Annotated in this window: 9 protein-coding genes and 1 pseudogene; all 10 read right to left on the bottom strand. The window is 47.7% G+C overall.

Annotation, left to right across the window (positions count from 1 at the left end; genetic code table 11):
- Positions 1 to 382: 382 nt before the first annotated feature.
- Complete coding sequence (locus AACS24_RS21695; RefSeq protein ID WP_033113480.1) at positions 383 to 793, bottom strand: H-NS family histone-like protein; 411 nt, start codon at positions 791 to 793, stop codon at positions 383 to 385.
- A 545-nt stretch (positions 794 to 1,338) separates the two neighbouring features.
- The gene (locus AACS24_RS21700; RefSeq protein WP_181364265.1) at positions 1,339 to 3,081 is read right to left on the bottom strand and encodes a PglL family O-oligosaccharyltransferase; all 1,743 of its coding nucleotides are present in this window, start codon (positions 3,079 to 3,081) and stop codon (positions 1,339 to 1,341) included.
- Positions 3,082 to 3,177: 96 nt separating this feature from the next.
- A complete protein-coding gene (locus tag AACS24_RS21705) occupies positions 3,178 to 4,284 on the bottom strand; it encodes an LPS O-antigen chain length determinant protein WzzB (RefSeq protein ID WP_108571981.1) in 1,107 nt (368 codons plus the stop codon).
- 50 nt (positions 4,285 to 4,334) lie between these two features.
- Positions 4,335 to 4,886, bottom strand: a complete 552-nt coding sequence (gene rfbC / locus AACS24_RS21710; RefSeq protein ID WP_339373344.1) for a dTDP-4-dehydrorhamnose 3,5-epimerase — start codon at positions 4,884 to 4,886, stop codon at positions 4,335 to 4,337.
- Between the two features lie 103 nt (positions 4,887 to 4,989).
- Positions 4,990 to 5,906: pseudogene (locus AACS24_RS21715) on the bottom strand (IS5 family transposase).
- A 110-nt stretch (positions 5,907 to 6,016) separates the two neighbouring features.
- A complete protein-coding gene (rfbA, locus tag AACS24_RS21720; RefSeq protein ID WP_108571983.1) occupies positions 6,017 to 6,925 on the bottom strand; it encodes a glucose-1-phosphate thymidylyltransferase RfbA in 909 nt (302 codons plus the stop codon).
- A gap of 113 nt (positions 6,926 to 7,038) precedes the next feature.
- Entirely contained in the window at positions 7,039 to 7,926 is an 888-nt protein-coding gene (rfbD, locus tag AACS24_RS21725; RefSeq protein ID WP_108571984.1) for a dTDP-4-dehydrorhamnose reductase, read from the bottom strand.
- Positions 7,926 to 9,011, bottom strand: a complete 1,086-nt coding sequence (gene rfbB / locus AACS24_RS21730; RefSeq protein WP_108571987.1) for a dTDP-glucose 4,6-dehydratase — start codon at positions 9,009 to 9,011, stop codon at positions 7,926 to 7,928. The genes rfbD and rfbB overlap by 1 nt, the downstream gene beginning before the upstream one ends.
- Before the next feature lie 203 nt (positions 9,012 to 9,214).
- Positions 9,215 to 11,197, bottom strand: coding sequence for a polysaccharide biosynthesis protein (locus tag AACS24_RS21735; protein WP_308810147.1), 1,983 nt, complete (start codon positions 11,195 to 11,197; stop codon positions 9,215 to 9,217).
- 152 nt (positions 11,198 to 11,349) lie between these two features.
- A complete protein-coding gene (locus AACS24_RS21740; RefSeq protein ID WP_181364266.1) occupies positions 11,350 to 12,585 on the bottom strand; it encodes a CDP-glycerol glycerophosphotransferase family protein in 1,236 nt (411 codons plus the stop codon).
- Between the last annotated feature and the right edge of the window lie 59 nt (positions 12,586 to 12,644).

Below are 12,644 nucleotides of genomic sequence, written 5' to 3' on the forward strand. Positions count from 1 at the left end.
GTGGCTTGTTTTGTTTGGCGACTAATGAGATCGCACAAACTGGACTGAGTTCCCTTCCTCCAGTGATCTACTATTCGGAACAGCTATTTAGAAATATGCAGGGTGAGAGATAACACTTGATGTGCTTGTGTTTCTGTTGTCATATTCCCCATCATTTTGAAGCAAAGACATACAAGGCAAACAACCCTTGTCGGGATCGAGCCGCGCACTACCTGCATTTATCGCAGCTCATAAAATGCTAGAGATAAGGTTTACGGAGAACCAGTTCACAAAGAGGGACGAAAAATAGTGGTGAGCGGATTGAATAATGCAGTGAGAATATGCAGCAGACAAAAATAATGCCGCACAGAGGCGGCATTATCGAATCTCCAAACTGACAAAATCAGATCAGAAAATCGTTCAGGTCTTTGCCCAGCGCTACTTGAGCAGCAATGGCTTTCGGCATACGGCCTTGACCGGTCCAGGTTTTTTCCTGACCATCTTCTTCGTACTTGTATTTAGCCGGACGCGGAGCACGCTTGCTCTTGGCAGCACCAGTCGCAGCAGCCGGAGCAGCGGCAGTAGCCAGCAGCTCGCGAGGATCAATACCAGCCTGTTGCAGCATTTCGGTGAACTCGCTCAGCTTGCGCTGACGCTCTTCCTGTTCAGCACGCTCCTGCTCAACAGAATCAGCGCGCTCTTGATAAACCAGATCAAACTTCTCTTTAGCTTCCAGCAATTGCTCAAACGGCAACTCACGAATAGCCGCACGCAGACTACGAATGTTCAGCAGAACCTTCAGAAACTCGTTCATTATTTCCTCACAAAAAATCGGTCACAGAGATAACGGTTTTAGAATAGCATGGACAATTCAAGACAACATACAGTTTTTATTTACTTCAAGCTTTTTATTAGCAGTTAAGTCAGTGGAGGTTGCCTGTATTAACAAAAGAGAACACAGACATAGATGAAAAATGCTTATGCTGCGCTGCCGTTCTGAAAAAGCAAGGCTAAATAAACGACAGAGATAGACTCATAATTACCACACAGTGACAATGAACCCACTCTGTGCCAATCAGCGCTATGTTCGATGGTAAGGGGGAATATCTCAGTAAAAAGCACAGCGCAACACAATCCACTATATCAAGTCAGAAGAGTAGACCTGCAAACTCAGTAGTTGATGATGTTCCCTTCCCCCAATTGAGCCCTCGCGTAAATTGCAATAAAAAACGATTTATCATTATAAATCATCATGTTATGAATTTCTTATAACAAGCGCTGACTCTTGTGATTGCTACCGCTGCAAAGGTAGTAACCAATAGGAAAGGCAGCACTTTAAGAACTGGCTTTCCCGTGAGATTACTGTCCCTTAGTTTTCTTTGCAGCACTCCTAGCTCGCTGATCAACTCCATTGATCACTGAGGTGGCTACAGAGCCAGTCAATAAAGGCTCGGTTGGGTATAGCACCAAGGCCTCGTTACGCAGTGCATTGGCCTCTTCGGCCCGCCCCAAAGCATTAAGAGCTATGACCATATTGGCGTATATATTGGCTCTTGGCGTATGGCGAACAAACTCTTTGCCCCAATCAAGATAAGCTTCAAGTTCACCTTTGTTATGGGTCTGCAAACCGACCATAAGACGAACCGAGTTCACATCGAACTCTACTCTGGTCAACCATGCCATTGGATTGACTATATCCAGCAACAAGGTCGGCTCCTTATAGCCACCTCGCTCATATTTGGTAACCACCCAGGCAGTATGGATCGCAGTCAGCATAAAAGGAACCACAACCACAGGGATCGCAATTGCCATAAAACGCAATAACAACCAGGGGCGACACTCAAATTCCCACCATGTGGTACGCCCATCATTGGCAAGGACGGCTTCTTCAATCTCAGCATCAATGATGTAAATAAACGTCAGAAGCAGCCACCACAATGCGATAGCATGATAGAGAGGATATTCTGTCTGGGTATGCAACAAGATGGGTGTAACCAGCGCCAACAACGCCATTCCATGACCCAATCTAGTCTTACTCAGCCGCCACAATAGTGCTCCCCCCATGATCACCATCCCGACCATAGGGGCAATGCCACCTTCAACAGCCCAGTAGAGAAATTCATTATGTGGATGATCCAGGTTGTATTCGATCTGAACCATGCCAGGATTCAGTGCTTTATCCGCCATATAGTGATGCAGGAATACAGACTCAAAACTGCCGTAGCCCCACCCTGTCCAGGGTGCCTGCAAAATCAGCTTTATCGCATATGGCCAATAAATGGAACGCATGCCTCCAGATTGATAAATCTCTAAGCCACGCTTTGTTCCTGCCATCCAATATTGTGATAACAAGCCAATAACAGTGGCCAAGATAATCAAACCCAGCATCCGCCCAAGTAATCCTTGGCGATGAAGTTTAGGCATCAGTAAAAAGAAGGCTAACAGGCCACCCAATTGACCAGTTCGAGATTGCAGAACAACCAGTAAGAGCACTGCAGCAAAAATAACGCCATAGCGCAACGACATGAGCAATCGCCCACCCTCTCGACGCATTTCCAGCCAGATGGCAAGGGCAAACCCAGTCGCCATGAAGGTTGCCATCACATTGGGTTGCTGGAATATGCCATATGGGCGATTGGCCTTAGTGTCATAGCCAATCCAGTTGCCCGCTGTCAGCAGATAGAACTGAACAAGACCTAGTACAGCCTCCATAGCGATCGCAATCAAGATGATATAAAGCAAACGATCACGCTGCAGCCTATCAAAGCACCACTGATAGAGTCCGAACAAAAACAGCAGGCCAGCAAAAAGCCCTAGTAATCTGGGGATAGCATAATCCTTGAGTGTAAAGCCGAGATATAGCATCGGGAGCAATAGAAAAAGCGCACCGATCCATAAACCTGCTTGCAAGGGAGAAAAAAACAGACGCTGACGTAGCGTCACCTGCCACAATCCTAGTCCAATAGCTACAGAGGCAAACACCCATCCCCAAGTGTTAAAGGGCAGATACAGCCCAGCACCTCCGGGGTTGTGCATAAAAAAGTGCATGCCCAACAACCAATAGAGCATGCTTAAAGCCATCATGATTCGTGTTAACGTCACAGCTCTACTCCTTAGGCTGGCCCAATACTGTTCAGGTGCCGAATAGATATATACAAAGAAAGGGGGCGAATAGCCCCCTCTATTCCTCCAAAAGTATTATGCATCTTCTGGACGACGAAAAGCATGGCAGACCAACACAATACTGATACCCAGCATTCCACCAAGAAGGGTCGCTAATACAACAATTATCAGACGCTTGGGCTTGTCACGGGTAAGTGGTTCTTCCGGTGAATCAATCATGTTAAAAGACTGGAAATCGGCATCTTTAAGATTCAACTCGGTTAAACTACTTAATTTCAGACTGATTTTTCCTAATTCAGAGTTAAACAGTTCAGGGTCTTTAATCTCATTCAATATGCTTAGCTTTTCAGCTAAACCTTTCGCACCTAGCTGAATGTTGAAAATCTCTTGGCTATCAACCATTTCAAGAGGCGTATCTACGCCAGCAGCCTTACTGATACGCAAACTATATCTAACCCGCTGAAGCTCCTCCTGTCTTTTAAGCAATGTATCAGCTTTGACACTATCATATTGTGTAGCCAGAGCCTTTATTCTACTTTTCCATATAGATTGCAATTCTGTATTTTTGCTTTTTAGTTGCTGCTGCTGGACAAAGTTGATGTACTGAACCAATCGCTGTTGAGCAAGTTCCGGTGTTTCTGCAGAAAAACTTAATGTCATATCTTGGCTTTTTTCATCTTGAGCTTTAGCTGATATAGCCTCAACTAACTGATTCATTAACTCACGTTCACTGCGCTTATCTGAGATTCCTTCTCTATGTATCTCTGCTGCGTAGACACCTTCTTGCATCAAAAAAGCCCGCTTATTATCCATGCTCTTAAAGGCAGAGATGAAACTTTTGTAAATAGCAGGTTGTTCAAGCGAGGAAAACGCACCTGTTGATAGAGGGGCGCCATTGCTGCCATTTCTGCCATTGCTGGATATGATTGCTTGTATTTTATCCACAGCCAATTGTAGTTCCGCTACTTGCGCACCTGACGGCTCCGAAACAAGGGCTTGACTAGTCCATACCTGACGCGCAGTCATGGCATAGCAGATACCCGCAAAAGCAAACACTCCTGTCACCAACAATATCAATACTTTTTGGCGCCACAGAACCAATACAAGTTCACGTAGATCAACCTCATCTGATGATGGCGCCTGTACCCACTTGTTTGGAATGGCTTGCGTTTTTTCACTCATATCTTCTCTCTTCGTTATCAACGTTAAAATATCTTACAACAGGCACACAACTAAGGGGCACCAACAAAACTGGGGGCAAGGCGATCTTTATCTGATAGCAATAAAGGCCACCGCTCAGATAAAGGCCAATTTATCGCCAAGCTAGGACTATCCCATCGAATCACTATCTCATCACCGGGATTATAATAATCGCTGCATCTGTAATAAACATCAGCGGTGTGACTTAGCACATAAAAACCATGCGCAAAACCGGGGGGAATCCAGATAAGCTCACCAAGTTCTGCATTTAATAGACAACCCAACCATTGCCCATACGTTGGCGACGCAGGCCGAATATCAACAGCCACATCAAAAATGGTTCCGCTGATGACCTGCACCAGCTTGCCCTGTGGTCTGCTGCATTGGTAATGCAAGCCACGCAACGAACCTCCAACCGAGCGACTCAGATTGTCTTGTACCAGCGGATAATGACCACAGTGTTGCTCAAACTCATCTTGACGAAAACACTCACGAAATTGGCCACGATGATCAGAAAAAGTTGTGGGCGTAAGGATCATAACCCCAGCCAGCGATGTTGCACGATATTGCATTGATAAACCCATGTGAAAAAGAACCAGATGACCATTTGCTTACTGTTTGACTTCATAGAGGCGTTGTTGCCAAAATCAGCCAGCAAGTCATAACTTCCCCAACCCTAGGTGACTGCTACACTCGGGGCTTTCTGACAGGTAAACCCAGGGTATTGAGTTTGATTATGGCGCTTACATACGCCATGACTTCTCCCACTTGGCCGTTGTAGTTACGCAGACTGATTTCCCCCACCAGCAACTGCTTGAACCGATACATCGCCGTCTCTGCCAGTGAGCGACGGTGATACCCCGATATCTTCTTCCAGTGCGCCAGCCCTTCCTTGCGCATCACCAGCACTGCGTCATTTCTTGGGTGCCCCTTTTTCCAGAATCCAGCGTTCTTGCGAGGTGGAATACAGGCTGTCGCTCCTTTGTGCGAGATAAGCTGATGGCTGGCTTTGCTGTCGTAGGCGCCATCCGCATAAACACGCCCCAGCTTGCGCCGCAGAGGGTTGAGCAAGGTGGGCACCTCGGCATCATGGACATTTTCCAGCGAGACTTCCGCCGCCAAGATATCGTGGGTTACCGGGTCTACAGCCAGATGCAACTTGCGCCAGACTCACCGTTTCTGGGCGCCGTGTTTTCTGACCTTCCACTCGCCTTCACCAAACACCTTCAGCCCGGTTGAGTCGATAACTAGGTCGGTAATGCGTCCCTTTGGGGGCTGCCGATACGCCACCTTACCGTGCGGCCCCGCTTGCTGACACAGCTATAGTCCGGTGCGCACAGCGAGCGGCACATTCATCAACGCGAACAGGAAGTCAAGTGACCCCTGCTCGCTCGCAGAGTGAGGCTGAAAATCCCCTTGAGCATCAGGAAGGTGCAGATGGTCTGGTCAGTGTAAAGCTGGCTGCGCCCCCGCCGCCCATGATGGTCGTGGTGAAACCAGTTGTTCATGGCCTCGGCATCAACCTAGAAGGTTAGTGAACCACAGTTAATCAAAGACTTGTTGTATTGAGGCCAGTTGGTGATGGTGTGAAGCGACGTGCCCATAATGCAGACTTGAAGAGGATGGTGGTGATCAGATCACCGAGTCATCAGTTAGTTCCATTCAAGCTGCATCGATTTGGGCAACAACGACCTTCCTAGATTGAACGTCTCCTTCAGCTCGAAAATCCAACCAGACTCACATCAGGCAGCGTGGCAAGCAACCGAAGCAGATATTGACCATATCCATTTGTTGCAAGCTGATTGGCGAGCGCTCGCAACTGATCGGCATCGATAAATCCCCTGCGAAAGGCGATCTCCTCTAGACACGCAACCTTTAATCCCTGACGATTTTCGATTGTCTGAATAAAATTACTCGCTTCAATCAGAACTTCATGGGTTCCGGTATCGAGCCAAGCATAACCGCGCCCCATTATGGCAACCGTCAAGAGCCCTGTGGCGAGGTAGTGATTACTGATATCCGTTATTTCCAACTCTCCACGCGGCGACGGCTTCAGGCTCTTGGCGATCTCCACCACGCTATTGTCGTAGAAATAGAGGCCAGTAACCGCATAGTTACTCTTGGGCTCCATTGGCTTCTCTTCCAGAGAGATAGCAGTGCCCTCTTTATCAAATTCCACCACCCCATAACGTTCCGGGTCGTGCACATGGTAGGCAAAGACGGTAGCGCCACTCTCTTTGGCTGCCGCCGCTTCAAGCTGTTTCTGCAGGTCGTGGCCGTAGAAGATGTTGTCGCCCAACACTAGTGCACAGGGGTCTGAACCGATAAACTCTTCACCCAGAATAAAGGCTTGTGCCAACCCGTCCGGACTTGGCTGCACCTTGTATTGCAAGTTCAGGCCCCACTGGCTGCCGTCACCCAACAGTTGCTCAAAACGGGGGGTATCTTGCGGTGTACTGATGATCAATATATCCCGAATACCGGCCAGCATCAGGGTGCTGAGCGGGTAGTAGATCATCGGCTTGTCATAGATAGGTAACAGCTGCTTGCTCACCGCAATGGTCACAGGATAGAGACGGGTGCCTGAGCCACCGGCCAGAATGATGCCTTTACGTTTGGTCATGATGCTTGTTTCTTATTTTTTAAATTGCAAAAGAAAAGGGTGGCTTGCGGCCACTCCTTTCTGTTTTATCCCTGCCAGCCAGGGAGGCGTTCAACACATCCCTAGCCAGTGATTTATTTGCCGAGGATCTCGGTCAACATCCGCTCCACACCGACCGTCCAGTCCGGTAGCACCAGATCGAAGGTGCGCTGGAATTTGCCGGTATCCAGGCGGGAGTTGTGGGGGCGTTTGGCCGGGGTCGGGAAGGCGCTGGTCGGCACCGCATTGAGTTGCGTGACCGCCAGTTCAACCCCGGCCTCTCTGGCATTGGCAAACACCAGTTGGGCGTAGTCAAACCAGGTGGTGGTACCGGAGGCTATCAGATGGTACAGCCCGGCGACCTCGGGTTTGCTCTGCGCTACGCGGATCGCATGGGCAGTGCAATCAGCCAGTAATTCTGCGCCGGTCGGGGCGCCAAATTGGTCATTGATAACTGACATCTCGCTACGCTCTTTGCCAAAACGCAACATGGTTTTGGCAAAGTTGGCTCCACGGGCGGCATAGACCCAGCTGGTACGGAAGATCAGGTGACGGGAGCAAAGAGCGGCGCCTTGTTCCCCTGCCAACTTGGTTTCACCGTAGACGTTGAGCGGGGCGGTTGCATCAGTTTCCACCCAGGGGCGTTCACCGCTGCCATCGAACACATAGTCGGTGGAGTAATGCACCAACCAGGCCCCCAATACTTCCGCTTCTTTGGCGATAGCGGCCACGCTGGTGGCGTTGAGCAGCTCGGCAAACTCCCACTCGCTCTCTGCTTTGTCCACTGAGGTATGGGCCGCGGCGTTGACAATCACATCCGGTTTTAACAGACGCACGGTCTCGGCCACCCCTGCCGGATTGCTGAAATCGCCGCAATAGTCGGTGGAGTCAAAATCAACGGCAGTGATGCGTCCCAGAGGCGCCAGTGCGCGCTGCAGCTCCCAGCCTACCTGACCGTTTTTGCCAAACAGCAGAATATGCATCAGGTACGCTCCCCGTAGTTCTGCTCAATCCAGGATTGGTAGGCGCCACTCTTGACGTTGTTGACCCACTGCTGGTTATCCAGATACCACTGTACGGTTTTGCGAATGCCCGACTCGAAAGTTTCTTGCGGTTGCCAAGCAAGCTCACTGCTCATCTTGCTGGCATCGATGGCATAGCGGCGATCGTGACCGGGGCGATCCGCCACATAGGTGATTTGATCGCGGTATGAGCCCGCTTTGGGCACCATTTCGTCGAGCAGATCGCAGATCGCATGCACTACATCCAGATTCTGCTTCTCGTTGTGGCCGCCGATGTTGTATGTCTCCCCCACCAAACCAGTAGTCACCACCTTGTAGAGGGCACGCGCGTGATCCTCCACATAGAGCCAGTCACGGATCTGGTCACCCTTGCCGTACACCGGCAGCGGTTTGCCATCCAGCGCGTTGAGGATCACCAGCGGGATCAGCTTCTCGGGGAAGTGGTACGGGCCGTAGTTGTTGGAACAGTTGGTGACAACGGTCGGCAGGCCGTAAGTACGGCGCCAGGCGCGCACCAGATGGTCACTTGAAGCCTTGGATGCAGAATAGGGGTTGCTGGGGGCATAGGGGGTGGTTTCGGTGAAGAGCGGCAGTGCCACACCGAGGACCACTTCATCCGGATGGGGCAGGTCGCCATACACCTCGTCGGTTGAGATATGGTGGAAACGGAAGGCCGCCTTGCGTACCTCGTCTAGACCGTTCCAGTAGGCGCGAGCCGCTTCCAGCAACATATAGGTGCCAACGATATTGGTCTCGATGAAATCGGCGGGGCCGGTGATGGAGCGATCAACATGGCTCTCGGCGGCCAGGTGCATCACGGCATCCGGCTGGTGCAAGGCAAATACCCTATCCAGCTCGGCGCGGTTGCAGATATCCACTTGCTCAAACGCATAACGCTCACTTGTCGATACATCGGCCAGGGACTCCAGATTGCCGGCATAGGTGAGTCTATCGAGATTGATAACGGCATCCTGAGTATCACGGATGATATGACGCACCACGGCAGAGCCGATAAAGCCGGCACCACCGGTAACGAGAATTTTCAGCATATTTAAGCGAGGATTTCTATGATATTAAGCTGGCAGGCAAGACATAGTTGAAGGCCACACTCTGACAGAGCATTGTCCTTGATGAGGACAGAGGATTGCTTCGGTCCAAACAGGCTATTGGTACTCAACATGTTGTCCCTCTGTCCATCTATCTGCTCTATCATTCACGCAAACAGTGTGCGTCCCATAAAACATGCCGTTTAATGCATCGGCTGATGACTCTCTGAATTAAGAAAATCAATGTCCTCGACCACACTCAGGTTCAGTTCATGCGACAAAGTATTTTTTGCCTGCCACACCAGATCGCAGATTCCGTCGGTAGGATTAAAACCGGTTGGCATACTTAACAGCAGGCTACGGATCTGCTCATGATCAAAGCGGAAACACGCGCTATCGAGCTCGGCCAAAAACGCCCGCAGTTGTGGCCATGGCAACATCGACTCTGAGGCTTTCATGATCCGGGGATGGGCAGTGCCCTCAACCTGCTCACCAATTAGCAGCTCTTCAAACAGCTTCTCACCGGGGCGCAAGCCGGTGATCTTAATCTCAATATCACCATCAGGATGCATGTCGCTCTTGAGCTTCAAGCCACTCAAGCGGATCATCCGGTGCGCCAAATCAATGATCTTGACCGGCTCGCCCATGTCTAGTACAAACACATCCCCTCCCTGCCCCATGGCCCCTGCTTGGATCACCAGCTGCGACGCCTCAGGAATGGTCATGAAATAACGAATGATGTCGGGGTGGGTCAAGGTCAAGGGGCCTCCATCGCGGATCTGCTTGCGGAACAGCGGCACCACAGAACCTGACGAGCCTAATACATTGCCAAAACGGACCATGCAAAAACGGGTTTGCCGCTGCGCAGCTGCCAACGCTTGCAACACCAGTTCAGCCAATCGCTTGGAGGTTCCCATGGTGTTAGTTGGGCGCACCGCTTTATCAGTCGAAATCAATACAAAGGTTTCAACCTTAGCCCTGATTGCGGCTTGGGCACAATAAAGTGTACCGAATACATTATTGCGCACCCCCTCAACCACGTTGTATTCAACTAGGGGGACATGCTTGTAAGCCGCAGCATGGTAAACCGTCTGGATCTGGAAGGTGCTCATTACCGCTTGCAAGCGATGTTGCCGCTGTACCGACCCCAGCAATGGTACTATCTCAACCTGTAGCCGTTCTTGCTGGTTGATTTCTTGAAGCTCTTTATCAATGGCATACAAGCCATATTCTGATAGCTCAAACAACACCAGCTGAGCGGGTTTGCAACGGATTATCTGACGACATAATTCAGAGCCGATAGAGCCACCGGCCCCTGTCACCATGACTCGTCTACCAGAAATGTTTGCATTGATAAGATCAGGGATAGGATCAACGGGATCTCGTCCCAAAAGCTCCTCAATAGAGACTTCCTTTAGTTGATCAATGTGTGCAACACCAGAAACAAGATCTGCCATACCAGGAATAGATAACACCTCGCATGGTAGATGATCAAGACGTTTAATTACTCGTTGACGCACAACACGTGATGCACTGGGTATTGCTAGCAAAATTTTTTTGGCATCAAATCGGTCAATCAAATCGGCAATAACATCTGGGCTATAGACATTCACTCCTTGGATCACCAATTTTTTCAAAGAGGGATCATCATCGATAAAGGCTACAGGAATAAACTCCTGGCCCTGATTCAAGGCCTGTTGTAGTTGTCTACCAGAAGCACCTGCACCATAAATCAACACAGGGATCCGCTGAGATCCACCACTACTCATGATAATTTTAAAACACAGTCTTATTCCACCAACTAATAAAACAGTAAAAGAAAAATATATAATCAAAACTGTTCTTGGCAAAAAGGCATCTAAAAAGAAAGCTAAAAACAGTAGTAATACCGTAGACAACACAGCCCCCTGTGCAACAGTCCAAAGTACTTTGAATCCAACAAATCTTAATATTGTACGATAAAGCCCCAATCTCATAAAAACGATGATCGATGATGGTAACAACAAAGACAACATCTGCCAATGTATGAAACTACTGATGGGTAGAGCATTATCAAGACGAACCAAAAAAGCTCCCCAGAAAGCACATGAGAGCAATAACATGTCAATAAATATGCTAATGACCTTTTTATATAACCGTGAAACATTCAACAATGGCAACCTAATAGAAAAGATTTTTATCATCATAATTTCTCGACAGTAAGTGACCAGTTACGTAAAAATTCCCAAAAGAAAAGTATATACAATATATAAAAATGTCGTTATTAAATTTTAACTTCACGGCATAGATATGAGCGTATACTATTATAACATATTACACTGAAACATTTACCCTACACTTAATCACCCAATAGTTTTTGCAAAACAGATAAAACATTATCTGTCGCAGAAACTAGCTGTCTACTTGCACAAAGATCTGAAATATCGGTAAAAGAATACAAGTACTCATTAAAATATTCTCGAAGCTCGTTGACACTTGTAACGCCTGAAGATATCCCCATAGAACTAAACGGCGCATCATTCCTAAATATAGAGCAGTCTACGCTAATCACATGCTTCCCTATTAGACTAGCTTCCAAACCTACAGTAGAGGCTGTCACCACAACCACATCAACAGCATAAAGTAGTTCATGTAGGCTCTCTGATTTTTCACTGAGATATACATGCTCTTCCTTTATAAAATCAACATTTTCACTTGGATGATATCGAACTACTAGGTGTGTATTTTTATGATCCTTTACGATTTGACGAAGTTGAAACTCAATATCACGAGGTAATAATGGGTTGCCTTCTAACTCATTAAAAGGGTGCTTACGTGGTTCTGGTTGAGATGCATACAAAATAAGGCATTGATAATCTTCTACACCAAGTGCCGCCCTTAGCTCAGCTCGCTTATTAATGAGATCATTAGAAAATAACCCATCAAATGCAGGGTTACCGGTAACTATAATATCATGGCTATTTCGACCGTTTTTTATAAACATTGACTTCACTGAGTCGTTCAACACGCATATTTTCGATGCATAATTAGGCTTCCCGATCCACTTTACCTCCTGCAAAGCAAACATATCAACTAAACAAAGACTATCAATCCCCATAACCCCAGCAGCCTCAATAGCAGCCCTTTCTGAACGAGGGGAATTTGTCGAAACGACTAAGTCAGGCTTTAAGTAGCTAAATAATATTTTAAAGAAGCGAGTAGGAATAAATGATTGACGGCCCATGTCAGAGTATTTTTTCTTTGCTTCATCTATACCATAAAGATAAATCATATCTAAAAAATTTATACCATGATAAGCAATTGCCTCATCATAAGAAACCAATTTAGATTCTTGATATGGGCCAACTAGGGTATGGCCATACTCAGACCAAGACTCATACCCTTCAAAATGAACAAAATCTTTGAAACTAACATAGGGTATGCCCTCATCATCAAGCACCGAACCTGCAGTGGTTAACCCAAACACAATTATATCGTAAATATCTAGTGATTTGAGATGCTTGATTATAGGTAGCAGCATTTTTATGTGCCCCCCCCCATAAGCAATAAAAAAAATTTTTTTCATTTTTTTCATTTTTTTCATAAACCTTAACGTATAAAAAGTGATGAACAGAGTATACAGCTACCTAATGC

The organism is Aeromonas sp. HMWF016 (genome assembly GCF_963878195.1).
GTDB classification, from domain to species: domain Bacteria; phylum Pseudomonadota; class Gammaproteobacteria; order Enterobacterales; family Aeromonadaceae; genus Aeromonas; species Aeromonas lacus.

What these genes read in the sequence shown, in the direction of transcription:
- rfbC (WP_339373344.1), bottom strand. Translation starts at nt 4,886, where the DNA reads ATGGGTTTATCAATGCAATATCGTGCAACATCGCTGGCTGGGGTTATG.
- AACS24_RS21705 (WP_108571981.1), bottom strand. Translation starts at nt 4,284, where the DNA reads ATGAGTGAAAAAACGCAAGCCATTCCAAACAAGTGGGTACAGGCGCCA.
- AACS24_RS21735 (WP_308810147.1), bottom strand. Translation starts at nt 11,197, where the DNA reads ATGATGATAAAAATCTTTTCTATTAGGTTGCCATTGTTGAATGTTTCA.
- AACS24_RS21740 (WP_181364266.1), bottom strand. Translation starts at nt 12,585, where the DNA reads ATGAAAAAAATGAAAAAAATTTTTTTTATTGCTTATGGGGGGGGGCAC.
- rfbA (WP_108571983.1), bottom strand. Translation starts at nt 6,925, where the DNA reads ATGACCAAACGTAAAGGCATCATTCTGGCCGGTGGCTCAGGCACCCGT.
- AACS24_RS21695 (WP_033113480.1), bottom strand. Translation starts at nt 793, where the DNA reads ATGAACGAGTTTCTGAAGGTTCTGCTGAACATTCGTAGTCTGCGTGCG.
- rfbD (WP_108571984.1), bottom strand. Translation starts at nt 7,926, where the DNA reads ATGCATATTCTGCTGTTTGGCAAAAACGGTCAGGTAGGCTGGGAGCTG.